The organism is Pseudomonas oryziphila, from assembly GCF_003940825.1.
GTDB lineage: Bacteria > Pseudomonadota > Gammaproteobacteria > Pseudomonadales > Pseudomonadaceae > Aquipseudomonas > Aquipseudomonas sichuanensis.
In genome coordinates this window covers 5,714,301-5,728,887 of record NZ_CP034338.1, presented here as the reverse complement: position 1 = coordinate 5,728,887, position 14,587 = coordinate 5,714,301, and the positions used below count along the sequence as shown (strand labels likewise).

Annotated in this window: 12 protein-coding genes; 5 read left to right on the top strand and 7 right to left on the bottom strand. The window is 64.8% G+C overall.

Features of this window, described 5'->3' with window-relative positions:
* Window positions 1-3: 3 nt before the first annotated feature.
* Window positions 4-822, bottom strand: a complete 819-nt coding sequence (proC, locus tag EJA05_RS26600; RefSeq protein ID WP_125860894.1) for a pyrroline-5-carboxylate reductase — start codon at window positions 820-822, stop codon at window positions 4-6.
* Between the two features lie 39 nt (window positions 823-861).
* Window positions 862-1,548 (bottom strand): YggS family pyridoxal phosphate-dependent enzyme, encoded by a 687-nt coding sequence (locus tag EJA05_RS26595; RefSeq protein ID WP_125860892.1) that lies wholly within the window; start codon window positions 1,546-1,548, stop codon window positions 862-864.
* 65 nt (window positions 1,549-1,613) lie between these two features.
* Between EJA05_RS26595 and EJA05_RS26590 the strand changes: the two genes are divergently transcribed.
* On the top strand, window positions 1,614-2,606 hold the full coding sequence (locus EJA05_RS26590) for a type IV pilus twitching motility protein PilT (protein WP_125860890.1): 993 nt from the start codon (window positions 1,614-1,616) through the stop codon (window positions 2,604-2,606).
* A gap of 244 nt (window positions 2,607-2,850) precedes the next feature.
* Here the strand turns inward: EJA05_RS26590 and EJA05_RS26580 are convergent, their stop codons facing one another.
* The gene (locus EJA05_RS26580) at window positions 2,851-3,492 is read right to left on the bottom strand and encodes a C40 family peptidase (protein ID WP_125465920.1); all 642 of its coding nucleotides are present in this window, start codon (window positions 3,490-3,492) and stop codon (window positions 2,851-2,853) included.
* A 158-nt stretch (window positions 3,493-3,650) separates the two neighbouring features.
* Between EJA05_RS26580 and EJA05_RS26575 the strand changes: the two genes are divergently transcribed.
* Window positions 3,651-4,076 (top strand): NINE protein, encoded by a 426-nt coding sequence (locus tag EJA05_RS26575; RefSeq protein ID WP_110996002.1) that lies wholly within the window; start codon window positions 3,651-3,653, stop codon window positions 4,074-4,076.
* A 39-nt stretch (window positions 4,077-4,115) separates the two neighbouring features.
* On the opposite strand, the gene EJA05_RS26570 is transcribed toward EJA05_RS26575, so the two are convergent.
* From EJA05_RS26570 to EJA05_RS26560, 3 genes are all read right to left on the bottom strand, one after another.
* Window positions 4,116-4,811 carry an SPOR domain-containing protein gene (locus EJA05_RS26570; RefSeq protein ID WP_125465918.1) on the bottom strand — a complete coding sequence of 232 codons (696 nt, stop codon included), beginning with the start codon at window positions 4,809-4,811 and terminating at the stop codon, window positions 4,116-4,118.
* A 1-nt stretch (window position 4,812) separates the two neighbouring features.
* The gene (argS, locus tag EJA05_RS26565) at window positions 4,813-6,549 is read right to left on the bottom strand and encodes an arginine--tRNA ligase (RefSeq protein ID WP_125860888.1); all 1,737 of its coding nucleotides are present in this window, start codon (window positions 6,547-6,549) and stop codon (window positions 4,813-4,815) included.
* A gap of 192 nt (window positions 6,550-6,741) precedes the next feature.
* Complete coding sequence (locus EJA05_RS26560; RefSeq protein ID WP_125860886.1) at window positions 6,742-8,961, bottom strand: primosomal protein N'; 2,220 nt, start codon at window positions 8,959-8,961, stop codon at window positions 6,742-6,744.
* A 169-nt stretch (window positions 8,962-9,130) separates the two neighbouring features.
* On the opposite strand from EJA05_RS26560, the gene rpmE reads away from it, so the two are divergent.
* The 3 genes from rpmE (at window position 9,131) to EJA05_RS26545 (ending at window position 11,617) form a co-directional block, all read left to right on the top strand.
* Complete coding sequence (gene rpmE / locus EJA05_RS26555; protein ID WP_125465915.1) at window positions 9,131-9,346, top strand: 50S ribosomal protein L31; 216 nt, start codon at window positions 9,131-9,133, stop codon at window positions 9,344-9,346.
* A gap of 1 nt (window position 9,347) precedes the next feature.
* Window positions 9,348-10,169, top strand: a complete 822-nt coding sequence (locus EJA05_RS26550; RefSeq protein ID WP_125860884.1) for a thermonuclease family protein — start codon at window positions 9,348-9,350, stop codon at window positions 10,167-10,169.
* Between the two features lie 179 nt (window positions 10,170-10,348).
* Entirely contained in the window at window positions 10,349-11,617 is a 1,269-nt protein-coding gene (locus EJA05_RS26545) for a malic enzyme-like NAD(P)-binding protein (protein ID WP_110996568.1), read from the top strand.
* Window positions 11,618-12,003: 386 nt separating this feature from the next.
* Here the strand turns inward: EJA05_RS26545 and EJA05_RS26540 are convergent, their stop codons facing one another.
* Window positions 12,004-14,454 (bottom strand): penicillin-binding protein 1A, encoded by a 2,451-nt coding sequence (locus EJA05_RS26540; protein ID WP_407692111.1) that lies wholly within the window; start codon window positions 14,452-14,454, stop codon window positions 12,004-12,006.
* Between the last annotated feature and the right edge of the window lie 133 nt (window positions 14,455-14,587).

Below are 14,587 nucleotides of genomic sequence, written 5' to 3'. Positions count from 1 at the left end.
TCCTTATTTGCCCAGTTGTTCGGCCAGTTCCGAGGAGCGCTTGGCCGCGGCTTCCAGTGCCTGCTCGACGATGGCCTCGAAGCCATTGGCCTGGAACGACTTGATCGCCGCTTCCGTGGTGCCGGCGGGCGAGGTGACCCGGCGGCGCAGCTCGGCGGCATCGACGTCGCTGGCCACGGCCATGCGTGCGGCGCCCAGGGCGGTTTGCAGGGTCAGTTGCGAAGCGGTTTCACGCGGTAGGCCGAGCTTTTCGCCAGCGGCGGTCATGGCCTCGATCAGCAGGAAGAAGTACGCCGGGCCGCTGCCGGAAACAGCAGTGACGGCATCCAGTTGCTGTTCCTGGTCCAGCCACAGGGCGGTGCCGACGGCGGACAGCAACTGTTCGGCCTGCTCGCGCTGTTCGGCTGACACTTGCTCGGTGGCGTACAGGCCGCTGACGCCCTGGCGCAGCAGTGCCGGGGTGTTGGGCATGCAGCGCACCACCGGGATCGCGCCCAGCCAGGCCTGCAGGCTGGCGCAGGTGATGCCGGCGGCGATGGAGACGACCAACTGGCCGGGCTTGAGGTTCGGCTTAAGGGTTTCGCAGACGGCTTTCATCACCTGCGGCTTGACCGCCAGGACGATCACATCCACACCGTCGATGGCCTGGGCGTTGTCGGCGAATGCTTCGATGCCGTGCTCGGCCTGGATGCGCGCGCGGGTGTCGGCACCCGGGTCGCTGGCGCGGATCTGCGAGGCGTCCAGGCCCTGGGCGCGCAGGCCGCCGATCAGGCTGGCGGCCATGTTGCCGGCGCCGATAAAGGCAATACGAGTCTTGCTCATGTCAGGTCCTTGAGGGAAAGAGTGAGTTTAAGCATGGATTCAGGGCTGGCCGTAGTCGCGCGCACCGAACAGGGCGGTGCCGATACGGACCCAGGTCGCACCTTGGGCGATCGCGGCTTCAAGGTCATGGCTCATGCCCATCGACAGGGTGTCCAGGCCCAGGCCGAGCTGCGCTTGCAACTGGCGCAGGGTGGCGAAGGCGGCCTCTTGTTGGGCACGGTCTTCGGTCGGCTCCGGGATCGCCATCAGCCCGCGCAGGCGCAGGCCGGGGAGGGCGCTGACGGCCTGGGCCAGCGCCGGCAGGTCGGCGGGCGCGCAGCCGGACTTGCTGTCTTCACCGCTGACGTTCACCTGCAGGCAGATGTTCAGCGGCGGCAGATGGCCCGGGCGTTGCTCGGACAGGCGTTGGGCGATCTTCAGGCGGTCCACGGAATGTACCCAGTCGAAGTGCTCGGCGATGGCTTTGGTCTTGTTCGACTGAATGGGGCCGATGAAGTGCCAGATCAAGGGCAGGTCGGAAAGCGCCTGTTGTTTTGTCAGGGCTTCCTGAAGGTAGTTTTCGCCCACATCGCGCAGCCCGGCCGCAAAGGCCTCGCGCACGGCGCTGGCGGGCTTGGTCTTGCTGACCGCCAGCAACTGGACGCTGGCCGGGTCGCGCCCGGCGGCCCTGGCCGCGCTGTCGATACGGCTGGCAATGGCGGAAATGTTGTCTGCTAGGGTGGACATGGATCGTCGCCGGCGGCTGTGAGGTCTGCGGCATTCTACCTGCTTGATGGCCGTTGGGGAGTCTCATGGATGTGACCGACCTGCTGGCCCGGGCTGTGGCTGCGGGCGCCAGTGACCTGCACCTGGCCGCGGGCGAGCCACCGCTGTTGCGCCTGGATGGCGCGTTGCAACGCATGGCGCTGCCGGTGCTGACGTGCACGGCGCTGGAACAGGGAATGGCCGGCCTGCTCGATGAAGGGCAGCGGCGGCAATGGCTGTGCGGTGATGAACTGGACCTGGCGCTGAGCCTGCCCGGCGTGGGGCGCCTGCGCTTGAACCTGTTCCGTCAGCGCAATGGCTTGGGCGCAAGCGTGCGGCTGATTCCGGCGCGGGTCCCCAGCCTCGACGAACTTGACCTGAACGATGTGTATCAAGCCGTTGCGCAATGCTGGGATGGCCTGGTGCTGGTGGGTGGGCCGACGGGTAGCGGCAAGTCCAGCACCCTGGCGGCGCTGCTTGATCAGCTCAATCGTGAACGCGCGCTGCAGGTCATCACCCTTGAAGACCCCATCGAATTTATCCACAGCGGCCAGGGTTGCCTGGTCAATCAGCGGGAGATCGGTGTGCACAGCCGCGACTTCGCCCAGGGGCTGCGCAGTGCCTTGCGTCAGGACCCGGATGTGATCATGGTCGGCGAACTGCGCGATCTGGAGAGTATCCGCCTGGCGTTGCGCGCAGCGGAAACCGGGCATCTGGTGCTGGCAACGGTGCACACCCGCTCGGCGGTGAACAGCATCGACCGGCTGGTGGAGGTGTTCGCGGCCGAGGAGAAGCCGCTGGTGCGCATGATGCTTGCCGAGTCGCTGCGCCTGGTGGTGGCTCAGGTGCTGCTAAGGCGGAAGGGGGGCGGCAGGGTGGCTGCAAGGGAGGTGTTGGTGGCTACACCAGCGGTGCGCAACTTGATTCGCGAGGGGCGTATGGCGCAGGTGCAGTCGTTGATGCAGGCGGGGGCGGCCTTGGGGATGCGCACGATGGAGGGGGCGTTGCAGGCGCTCAAGCACAAAGGGCTGGTCGACTAGCGCTGTTGCCTGTTCGAGCGAAATCGCGGGGGTAGTGCATTCCCCAGGATTGCACAGTACCTGTGGGAGCGGGTTTACCCGCGAAGATGGCACCTTGGTGCCTGGCACGGGCTATGCCCGTGTTCGCGGGTGAACCCGCTCCCACAGGCAGAGTGCAACTGTTTGAATGGCGAGCAAGACAGTCACTCCCACGCCAGGTTTGCTGTTGGTCGTGGGAGCGGCGGCTTGCCGCGCGATTGTCGGCTTAGCGCTTGGCCAGGGCCAGCGCCTGCTGGTCCTTGGGCAAAACGCGCTTGGCCACGACGTAATGCTTCTGCCAGTAAGGCTTCTCCAGGCTGTCGATGCTCACCCGTTTGCCGGTGCGCGGCGCGTGGATGAAGCGGTCGTTACCCAGGTAGATGGCCACGTGATTGACCCGGCGGCTCTTGATGTTGAAGAAAATCAGGTCGCCCGGCTTGAGGTCACTCTTGGCCACCTTCACACCCTGGCCCTGGGCCATGGCGTTGGAGGTGCGCGGCAGGTCGACGTCAGCCACGTCGTTGAAGGCGTACTTGACCAGGCCGCTGCAGTCGAAACCCTTCTTCGGGCTGCTGCCGCCCCAGCGGTACGGCGTGCCGAGCACGTTCACGGCGCGGCTGAGCACTTCGCTGCTCTGCTTGGGCGACATGGCCACGGCCTGCAGCGCCTGGCGCTGGGTGGCGTTGTTCGGGCGGGCGGCGCTGAGGGTGGCCTTGCGGTACTGAACAGGGGCGCGTTTCACCGAGCTGTCGGCATTGCTCGTGTAACCGGTGAAACCGCTTGGAAGACGTTGCTCACGATTGGTGGCGTGGGCGGCCAGGGGTAATAAAAGGCAGAGGGTCAGCCATGTCTTGATGAAAGGCGGCATAGTTGATGCTCTTATAGGGTGTTGGCGCGCAACTTTATAACAGCTTTTTGATCAAATTCTGATCCGTTGGTCGATTGGCCACGTACCATATGTCGGGTCAACACGGAAAAGTCACATTTTCCGTTAGAAAATTTTCGGCTAACCCACGAGGGCTTCGAATGAATGGTTATCAACAGGGCGCGCCCGCGCACGACACCCACAGCAAGGTCCTCGGCTACCTGTTGTGGATTTTCGGCTTCACCGGCGCGCACCGTTTCTACTACGGCAAGCCGATTACCGGGACCATCTGGTTCTTCACCCTGGGGCTTTTGGGAATTGGCTGGCTGATCGACCTGTTCCTGATCCCGTCGATGGACCGCGAGGCGGATCTGCGGTTCGAGTCCGGCGGCGTGGACTACAACCTGGCGTGGATCTTCCTGACCTTCCTCGGGGTGTTCGGTGTGCACCGTCTGTATCAGGGCAAGTGGATCAGTGCGCTGATCTACCTGTTTACCGGCGGCCTGTTCCTGCTGGGGGTGCTGTACGACTTCTGGACACTCAACAGCCAGGTTTCCCAGGTCAACGCCGAGCGTCGCCGGGTATGAAAAAAGGCCTTGTCGCGCAGCGCGGCAAGGCCTTATTCGTTACTGGCGGCGTTGCTGCAACAGCAGGTTGCTGAAGCCTGCCCCGGCCAGTTGCTTCTGCGCCACGGTGAGCTGTTCGCGGTTGCTGAACGGCCCGACCATCACGCGGTACCAGGTTTCTTCTTTCACCGTCCCCGATTCCACTTTCACCGCCTGGCCCAGCAGGATGATCTGCGCGCGAACCTTGTCGGCATCCGCCTGCTTGCGGAACGAGCCGGCCTGCAGGAAGAACTGGGTGGTCGGTGCCGGCTTGATCACCGGTGGTGCCGGCGGTGGCGTTTGCCCCAGCAGTGCGGCCTGGGCGCGGGCGGTGTCGATCTTGGCCGCTTCCGCCGGGGTGACCGGCGTGGTTGGCACGGCCGGTACCGGCGGAGTCTTCTCGGGCACCGCTTCCGGCGGCACGATCACTTCCGACTCCGGCAGCAGGGTGTAGAAGTCGTACTTCGGTTTCACCGGTTGCTGCGGCGTAGGAGTGGTGGCCTTGCTCGCCTCGGCGACCTTCTCCGGCTTCTGCTGTTCGGGTTTGGTGCGCTTGATGTCGCCGCCACCCGGTTCGAGTTTCATCAGGAAGACGATGAAGGCGCCGACGGTCAGGCCGACCGCCAGCCACACCCAGCCCGGGATCGGCTGCTTGGCGGCGGGCTGGTGGCGGCTGGCGCCGCGCTTGGGCGCGGGCTTTTTCTTTGCTGCAGCCAAGTTACATACGCTCCAGGGTTTCCAGGCCGAGCAGCTCCAGGCCCTGTTTGAGGGTGCGGCCGGTCAGGGCTGCCAGGCGCAGACGGCTCTGCTGCTGCTCCGGGGTCTCGGCGCTGAGGATCGGGCAGTTCTCGTAGAAGCTGGAGAACAGGCCGGCGAGGTCGTACAGGTAGCTGCACAGGACGTGCGGGGTGCCTTTGTCGGCGACGTTGTTGAGAATTTCGCCGAACTGCGCCAGGCGCGCGGCCAGGTCCTGCTCGTGGGCAGCCTGCAGCACGATCTTGCCGTCCACCTCGTCGAAGCCCTTGCCGAGCTTGCGGAACACGCCGGCCACACGGGTGTAGGCGTACAGCAGGTAGGGCGCGGTGTTGCCCTCGAAGTTGAGCATCAGCTCGAAGTTGAAGCTGTAGTCGCTGGTGCGGTGCTTGGACAGGTCGGCGTATTTCACCGCACCGATACCCACCACTTCACCGATCTTGCGCAGCTCGTCCTCGGCCAGGCCCGGGTTCTTCTCCTTGACCAGCGCATAGGCGCGCTCCTTGGCCTCGTTGAGCAGGTCGATCAGCTTGACGGTGCCGCCATCGCGGGTCTTGAACGGGCGGCCGTCGGCGCCGTTCATGGTGCCGAAGCCCATGTGCTCCATCTGCATCGGGTGGCCGACGAAGCCGGCGCGGCGGGCCACTTCGAACACCTGATTGAAGTGCAGGGCCTGGCGCTGGTCGACGAAGTACAGGGCACGATCAGCCTGAAGCTTGTTGCTGCGGTAGCGCACGGCGGCCAGGTCGGTGGTGGCGTACAGGTAGCCGCCGTCGGCCTTCTGCACGATCACCGGCAGCGGGTCGCCCTCGGCGTTCTTGAACTCGTCGAGGAACACGCACTGGGCGCCCTGGTTCTCCACCAGCAGGCCCTTGGCCTTGAGGTCGGCGACCACATTCGCCAGGTCGTCGTTGTAGGCGCTCTCGCCCATCACGTCGGCCATGGTCAGCTTGACGTTGAGCAGTTCGTAGGTCTTCTGGCAGTGGGACAGCGAGATGTCCTTGAAGCGCGTCCACAGCGCCAGGCACTCGGGGTCGCCGGCCTGCAGCTTGACCACCAGGCCACGGGCGCGGGTGGCGAACTCTTCGGACTCGTCGAAGCGCTTCTTCGCTGCGCGGTAGAAGTTCTCCAGGTCCGACAGCTCGTCGCTGGTGATCGGGTTTTCCTGCAGGTAGGCCATCAGCATGCCGAACTGGGTGCCCCAGTCGCCGACGTGGTTCTGGCGGATCACGTTGTCGCCGAGGAACTCCAGCACGCGGGCGACGCTGTCGCCGATGATGGTCGAGCGCAGGTGGCCGACGTGCATCTCCTTGGCCAGGTTCGGCGCCGACATGTCGATCACGACTTTCTCGAGCGGGCCGGCCTTGCGCACGCCCAGGTGGTCGTCGGCCAGGGCGGCGTCGAGGCGGTTGGCCAGGGCTTCGGTGTTCTGGAAGAAGTTCAGGAAGCCGGGGCCGGCAATCTCGGCCTTGCTGATGTCGGCGCTGGCCGGCAGGGCTGAAATGATTTTCTCAGCCAGGTCGCGCGGCTTCATGCCGGCCGGCTTGGCCAGCATCATGGCGATGTTGCTGGCGAAGTCACCGTGGGTCTTGTCTCGGGCGTTTTCCACCTGGATCGCCGGCGTCAGCCCTTCAGGCAGCACACCGTCGGCGACGAGTTGGGTGAGGGCTTGCTGGATCAGCTGGCGAATGGTGTCTTTCATGGGGATCTCTTTTCGACCGCAAGCGCGGTGGGGCGCTTCGATGCGCAGGTGGAAAAACTGGGCATTATCCGTTGCCGGGGGCGGGTTGCCAACCTTTCAGCGGCGAGCTGCAAGTTTCAAGCGGCAAGCTGCAAGTAGAGGCCCCAGCGCAAGACAGCTGTTTCTTGCAGCTTGAGGCTTGCAGCTTGTCGCTCAATAAAGGTCGACCGGGTCGACATCCAGCGACCAGCGCACTTGCCGCCCGGACGGCATCTGCTCCAACACTAGCAACCAGGCACTGATCAGTCGATGCAACTGAGCCCGGGCATTGGCCTGGAGCAACAGTTGCGCACGGAATCGCCCCGCCCGTCGCTCCATGGGCGCCGGCACCGGGCCCAGCAACTCGATGCCATGCAGGCCCTGTTCGGCCAGCACGCGCTCGGCGGCGGCGCAGGCCTCGTCGAGGAAACCTTCGGCCTGGCCGGGCTTGTGCGCATCGGCGCGCAGCAGGGCCAGGTGGGCGAACGGCGGCAGGCCGGCGGCGCGGCGTTCGCTCAGGGCCTGTTCGGCAAAGGCGAAGTAGCCCTGTTCGGTCAGTTGCACCAGCAACGGATGGTCGGCCAGGTGGGTCTGCACGATGACCTTGCCCGGTTCTTCGGCGCGCCCGGCGCGGCCCGCCACCTGCACGATCAGCTGGGCCATGCGCTCGCTGGCGCGGAAATCGCCGGAGAACAGCCCGCCGTCGGCATCGAGGATCGCCACCAGGGTCACCCGCGGGAAGTGGTGCCCCTTGGCCAGCATCTGAGTGCCGACCAGGATGCTCGGCTGGCCGCGCTGGATGGTGGTGAACAGGTTGTGCATGGCGTCCTTGCGCGAGGTGCTGTCGCGGTCCACGCGCAGGATCGGGTAGTCGGGGAACAGCACCTTCAGGCGTTCTTCGGCACGTTCGGTGCCGGCACCGACCGGGCGCAGGTCGACGTGGGCGCATTGCGGGCACTGCAGCGGCAGGCGCTCGTCGTAACCGCAGTGGTGGCAGCGCAGCACGGCCGAGCGCTGGTGCACGGTCATGCGCGCGTCGCACCGTGGGCATTCCGAAAGCCAGCCGCAGTCGTGGCACAGCAGGGTTGGGGCGAAGCCGCGGCGGTTGAGGAACACCAGCACCTGTTGGCCGGCTTCCAGGGTCTGGCGAATTGCTTGCTGCAGTGGGCCGCTGATGCCGCTGTCCAGTGGCAGGCTGCGCACGTCCAGGCGCAGGAAGCGCGGTGCGCGGGCACCGCCGGCGCGCTGGTTCATGCGCAGCAGGCCGTAGCGGCCGCTGTGGGCGTTGTGCAGGCTCTCCAGCGACGGGGTGGCCGAGCCCAGCAGGATCGGGATGTTCTCCTGATGCGCGCGCACCACCGCCAGGTCGCGGGCGTGGTAGCGCAGGCCTTCCTGCTGTTTATAGGAGCCGTCGTGCTCCTCGTCGATGATGATCAGCCCCGGGTTCTTCATCGGCGTGAACAGCGCCGAACGGGTGCCGATGATGATGTCCGCCTCGCCGTCGCGCGCCGCCAGCCAGGCGTCCAGGCGCTCGCGGTCGCCCACGGCCGAGTGCAGCAGGGCGATGCGTGCATTGAAGCGTTGCTCGAAGCGCTGCAAGGTCTGCGGGCCGAGGTTGATCTCGGGGATCAGGATCAACGCCTGTTTGCCGGCCTCCAGGGTTTCGCGGATCAGTTGCAGGTAGACCTCGGTCTTGCCGCTGCCGGTGACGCCCGCCAGCAGGAACGCGTGGAAGGCGCCGAAGCCTGAGCGCACGGCCTCGAAGGCGGCGCGCTGTTCTTCGTTGAGCGGCAGCTCCGGCTGGGCCAGCCAGTGCTCGTGACGGGCGGCTGGCAGGTGGCGGCGGGTCTCCACCTCGACCAGGTCCTTGGCCAGCAGCAGGTCGAGGCTGTCCTTGTTCAGGCCGAGCTTGCTCAGCAGGCTGTGGGCCACGCCGTGCGGGTGCTGCGAAAGCGTCTTCAGGGCCTCGCGCTGGCGCGGCGCACGGGCAATGCGCGGGTCTTCCAGGCGCGCCCCGGCGGCGACATGCCAGAAGCGCTCCTGCCGCACTTCGGCCGGCTCGCCCTGGCGCAACAGGGTGGGTAGCGCCCAGTTCAGGGTGTCGCCCAGGCTGTGCTGGTAGTACTGCGCTGTCCACAGGCACAGCTTGAACAGCGCCGGCGGCAGTGGCGAGACCGGGTCGAGCAAGGCACTGGCGGGCTTGAGCTTGTCCGCTGGCACTTCACTTTTGTCGGCCACCTCCACCAGCACGCCGATCATTTCCCGGCGGCCGAACGGCACGCGAAAGCGCATGCCGGGGGTCAGGGCCTGGCGCGCCATGCTTGCGGTGGCCCGGTAGTCGAACAGGCGACGCAGGGGCGAGGGCAGGGCAAGGCGCAGGATGACGTCGGACACGCGGAAGGTCTCTGGAGGGCGTTTCACAAATCAGGCGAGCCTAGCAGACGACGGTCGGTGCAAGCGACAACTTGCGCTGGCGTCGCGCTCTGGTATTATTCGCCGCCTAATTACGTGCGGTATTCAACAATAGGTGTTGGGTGGCGGCACGCAGCTCGAGGAAGTGACCATGAAAGCAGATATTCATCCGAACTACGAAGTAGTTGCAGTCACCTGCAGCTGCGGCAACAAATTCGAAACTCGTTCGACCCTGGCCAAGCCGCTGGCGATCGACGTGTGCTCCCAGTGCCACCCGTTCTACACTGGCAAGCAGAAAGTCCTGGACACCGGTGGTCGCGTACAGAAGTTCGCCGATCGCTTCGGCATGTTCGGTGCCAAGAAGTAAGATGCGCATGGCGAAGCCTTCGGGGTTCGCACTGTTGCAGAAGAAGGCGTCCCTTGTGGGCGCCTTTTTTGTGGGCGCGATTTGGCATTTCCCGGCCCTGGCCTTCTGCCCGTTGCCTGACCGGCCGCAGCAGGTTGCGGTGCGCTACGTGGTCGATGGCGATACCGTTCGCCTGGTTGATGGCCGCAGTGTTCGCCTGATTGGCATCAATGCTCCGGAAGTCGCAGGTAAAGGGCGGCCCAGCGAGCCCTATGCCGAAGCGGCCAAGCGCCGCCTGCAGGCGTTGATCAAGGCCAGCGATGGCCGGGTCGGGCTGGTGCCTGAGGTTGAAAGCAAAGACAAGTACGGGCGCACCCTGGCGCATATCTACAGCCGTACTGGCCACAATCTGGAAGCACAACTGCTCAGCGAGGGCTTGGCCTACCGCATCGCATTTGCGCCCAATACACGCCTTGCCGGGTGTCAGCAGCAGGCTGAACAGGTCGCGCGCAGGGCGCGACTAGGGCTCTGGCGGCAATCGCCGGTGCTGCGTGCACGGGAGGTACGGCAATCCGGTTTTGCACTGATCAGCGGCAAAATCAATGGCATCGAGCGCAATCGCGGCGGTGTCTGGCTGGAGTTGGACAATAACCTGGTGGTGCGGATTCCCGCTCGTCTGCAGCGCAACTTCCCCGCCAGCTTCTTCGCTAACCTCAAGGGACGCCAGGTCGAGGTGCGGGGCTGGGTGCTGGACCGTTCCCGCAAGGGAGCGCTCAAGCCCGGGCAGCGACGCTGGGTGGTGCCATTGACCGATCCGAGTATGTTGCAGCCTGCTTCTGGCTAAATAGTTGTAGACATTTTGCTATTGGATTGTACACACTAGGCTTTCGCAAGCCCCGTGGGTTATAGCGTAAAGTCGTAGGCCAAAGGCCTTGACACTAGTGACCGGGCAGTCTTGTCGCCCTCCGGCACTTTGCGTATCCTCGGCGGTCCGTCAGAACAGTAAATAGCGGAATGCCCATCATGTCAGACCTGAAAACCGCCGCTCTCGAATACCACGCCCAGCCCCGTCCGGGGAAACTGAGCGTCGAGCTCTCCAAGCCTACCGCCACTGCCCGTGACCTCGCCCTGGCCTACAGCCCAGGCGTCGCCGAACCGGTGCGCGAGATTGGTCGTGATCCAGAGCTGGCCTACAAATACACCGGCAAGGGCAACCTGGTTGCGGTGATTTCCGACGGTACCGCGATCCTCGGTCTGGGTGACCTGGGCCCGCTGGCCTCGAAGCCGGTCATGGAAGGCAAGGGTGTTCTGTTCAAGCGTTTCGCCGGTATCGACGTGTTCGACATCGAAGTCGAATCGGAAAGCCCGCAAGCCTTCATCGACACCGTTCGCCGCATCTCCATCACCTTCGGTGGCATCAACCTCGAAGACATCAAGGCACCTGAGTGCTTCGAGATCGAGCGCACCCTGATCGAACAGTGCGACATCCCGGTGTTCCACGATGACCAGCACGGCACCGCGATCGTTACCGCGGCCGGCATGATCAACGCCCTGGAAATCGCCGGCAAGAAGCTCGAAGACGCCAAGATCGTCTGCCTGGGCGCCGGCGCTGCCGCCATCTCCTGCATGAAACTGCTGGTGAGCATGGGCGCCAAGGTCGAGAACATCTTCATGATCGACCGCAGCGGTGTGATCCACGCCGGCCGTGACGATCTGAACCAGTACAAGGCGCAGTTCGCCCACGCCACCGACAAGCGCACCCTGGCTGACGCCCTGGACGGTGCCGACGTGTTCGTTGGCCTGTCCGGCCCGAACCTGCTGAGCGCAGAAGGCCTGAAGTCGATGGCTGCCAACCCGATCGTGTTCGCTTGCTCGAACCCCGATCCAGAGATCTCCCCGGAGCTGGCTCACGCCACCCGCAGCGACGTGATCATGGCCACCGGTCGTTCCGACTATCCGAACCAGGTCAACAACGTACTGGGCTTCCCGTTCATCTTCCGCGGTGCCCTGGACGTTCGCGCCAAGCGCATCAACGAAGAAATGAAGATCGCTGCCGCCGTCGCCCTGAAGGACCTGGCCAAGCTGCCGGTGCCGAAGGAAGTCTGCGACGCCTACGGCGTACAGGCACTGGAGTTCGGTCGTGAGTACATCATCCCGAAACCACTGGATGCACGCCTGATCACCGTCGTTTCCGATGCCGTGGCCAAGGCCGCCATCGAGTCCGGCGTGGCGACCCTGCCGTATCCGAAGCACTACCCGCTGAAAAGCGTGGATGACGTGTTCAACGGCTGATTCAGCCGTAGCGTCATGAAAAAGCCCCGGCTCGTGAGAGTCGGGGCTTTTTTGTTTGACGTTGTCCGGCTGGCACGGCCCCGTGTAGGAGCGGCTCTGGGCCTAATGCCAGTCAGTTAGTGCTTCATCGCCACTAATGGGGCTGCCTTGCAGCCCTTCGCGGGTAAACCCGCTCCCACAGGTACAGCGCTAGCTTGATATTTTGCGCAATCATGTGGGAGCGGGTTTACCCGCGAAGGGTCGCGGAGCGACCCCAATTGGCTTAACTGACTGGCATCACCCCAGGGCCTGTGTTGTGCATCAGTAGGTACTGCTGGGGCCGCTTGGCGGCCCTTTCCGGCCGGTCCGGCGCCCCGGCAAGGCCGCACCTACACTGGCGCTGTTTGTTAGAACAGGTCCATCGGCGCCGCTTCATCCGCTGGCAGCGGGCTGCCAGGCGCTGCACCATTGCCCAGCTCATCCACCGACGGCGGCGAGTCCTCGGCCTTGAACAGCTCGAAGTAGGCATTTGGCGTGCTCGGGGTGGCGGCGCGGCCGCTGATCGGGTCAACCCGCAGGCTGAGAATGCCTTCCGGCTCGGCCGGGGTGTGTTCGGGTTTGCCCTTGAGCGCCGGGCCCATGAAGCCCATCCAGATCGGCAAGGCCACGGTGCCGCCGTACTCGCGCCGGCCCAGGGTTTCCGGTTGGTCGAAGCCTACCCACACGGTGGTGACGTAGTCGCCGTTGTAACCCGAGAACCAGGCGTCCTTGGATTCGTTGGTGGTGCCGGTCTTGCCTGCCAGGTCATTGCGGCCCAGGGCCAGGGCGCGGCGGCCGGTACCGCGCTTGATCACGTCCTGCAGCATGCTGGTGAGGATGTAGGTGGTGCGGCCATCGATGATGCGCTCGGCGACTGCCGGGGCTTGCGGTGCCGGCGCTACCTGGCCAAAGGCGGAAGGGGCCTCGCCCGGCATGGCGGTCACGCTGATCGGCTGTTCGGGTGCGGCAAGGCCAGCCTGGTCTTCGTTGCCTTGCGGCACGCGCGGCGGGTTGGCGGTGAACAGTGTTTCGCCGCTGCGGCTGTCGATGCGCTCGATCAGGTACGGGCTGATCTTGTAGCCGCCGTTGGCGAAGGTGCTCCAGCCGGTGGCGATCTCCATCGGGGTCAGGGTGGCGGTGCCCAGCGCCAGCGACAGGTTGCGCGGCAGGTCCTGCTTGTTGAAGCCGAACTTGGCGATGTAGTCGATGGTGCGGTCCACGCCCATGGCCTGCAGCAGGCGGATCGATACCAGGTTGCGCGACTTGTACAGCGCCTCGCGCATGCGGATCGGGCCGAGGAAAGTGTTGGTGTCGTTCTTCGGGCGCCAGACCTTGTCCAGGTATTCGTCGACGAACACGATAGGCGCGTCGTTGACCAGGCTGGCGGCGGTGTAGCCACTGTCCAGCGCGGCGCTGTAAACGAACGGCTTGAAGCTCGAGCCCGGCTGGCGCTTGGCCTGCATGGCGCGGTTGTAGTTGCTCTGCTCGAAGGAGAAGCCGCCGACCAGGGCGCGGATCGCGCCGTTATACGGGTCGAGGGTCACCAGTGCGCTCTGGGCGCCAGGCACCTGGCTGAACTTGAGTTTGCCGTGTTCCAGGCGCTGCAGGCGCACCAGGTCGCCCACCTGCGCAACATCCGCCGGCGATTGCGGCGTGCGGCCCTGGGCGTTGCTGTTGAGGTACGGGCGGGCCCACTTCATGGTGTCCCAGGCAACGTCCTCCTCCAGGCCGCTGCGGGTCATCACCTTCAGGCCGCTCTTCTCGACCTGGGTGACGATGGCCGGCTCCAGGCCGCCAAGCGTGCGCTGTTTGCCGAGCTCCTGCAGCCAGGCGGCGCGGGTCTTGCCCGGGAAGCGCGCTTCTGGGCCGCGATAGCCGTGGCGTTCGTCGTACTCGGAGAGGCCGTTGAGCACAGCGCTGTTGGCCATCTGCTGCATGTCGCTGGGGACGGTGGTGTAGACGCGGAAGCCTTCCGTGTAGGCATCGCTGCCGTAGCGGCCGACCATTTCGGCACGGGCCATTTCGGCGACGTACGGGGCATTCACTTCCGGCGTCGGCACGTGGTAGCTGGCGTTGAGGGGCTCGGCCAGGGCGGCCTGGTAGCTGGCGTCGTCGATCTTGCCAAGCTTGTACATGCGCCCGAGGATCCAGTCGCGGCGTTCCTTGGCGCGCACCGGGTTGGCCAGCGGGTTGAAGCGTGACGGCGCCTTGGGCAGGCCGGCGATCATGGCCATCTGCGCCAGGCTGACGTCGCGGATCGACTTGCCGTAGTACACCTGCGCGGCGGCATCGATGCCGTAGGCGCGGTTGCCCAGGTAGATCTTGTTGACGTACAGCTCGAGGATTTCGTCCTTGGTCAGTTCGCGTTCGATCTGCAGGGCCAGCAGGATTTCGTTGGTCTTGCGCGAGAAGCTGCGTTCGCTGCTGAGGAAGAAGTTCTTCGCCACCTGCATGGTGATGGTGCTGCCACCACTCTGGATGTGCCCGGATTTGACCAGCTGCGTGGCCGCGCGCATCAGGCTGCTGGGGTCGACGCCATAGTGATTGAGGAAATTATCGTCCTCGGCCGACAGCAATGCCTGAATGAACTGTGGGGGGATTTCCTGGAACTTGATTGGCGAGCGGCGCATCTCGCCGAACTCGGCAATCAGCTTTTCATCGCTGCTGTACACCCTCAGGGGGATTTGCAACTGGACGCTTCGCAGCGAATCGACCGACGGCAGGCTGGGGCTAAGATACAGAAACGCACCGCTCACACCGAGCACGAGCGCGCAGATGACTGCGACGAAAGACCACCAGAAGAACTTCAGCAGGCGTATCAAGGCTTTTGGGTGTCCAGGTTGAGGAGTGGAGGGCGCGGGGCCGGCGGACAGGAAAAACGCTGGGCATTATAAGCATTTTTCGCCCCTTCGGGTGACCGGCCGGGGTACTGCGATGACCGCCTGCGCTGCA